Genomic DNA, 327 nt, shown 5'->3' with positions numbered 1-327 from the left:
CGCTTGCCCGCGATGACCGGGTAGCGCCGCTGGGTGAGCTGGGCGCCACCGGGCCGCAGGGTCGGCGCGGAGTTGACCTCGTCGCCGACGACCCGCACGGAGACGCGGGCCGCTCCCTTGGAGGTGACCTTGCCGTTGTTGACCTTGTACGAGAACTCGAGCTGCTGGCCCTCGGTCCCCGCGGGCACCGACAGGTCGACGGCCTGCCCGTCGGCCGACACGGTGGCCGTCGCGCCCCGGAGGGTCGGGGCCGTCACGTCGCGCTGGTCGATCGCGAGCACGGACCCGGCGACGTCGGTGTCGTTGTCGAGGACGTGCAGCTTGCTC

General features: G+C 73.1%; 1 protein-coding gene. It reads right to left on the bottom strand.

Going from position 1 to position 327, the window contains the following annotated elements; genetic code table 11:
• On the bottom strand, nt 1-327 hold a 327-nt coding region (locus tag IG69_RS22600; RefSeq protein ID WP_036830704.1), incomplete at both ends, for an Ig-like domain-containing protein.

It is taken from the genome of Phycicoccus jejuensis (assembly GCF_000720925.1).
Lineage (GTDB): Bacteria > Actinomycetota > Actinomycetes > Actinomycetales > Dermatophilaceae > Phycicoccus > Phycicoccus jejuensis.
The sequence above is the reverse complement of the archived record's forward strand: the minus strand, read 5'-3'. Positions and strand labels throughout refer to the sequence as shown.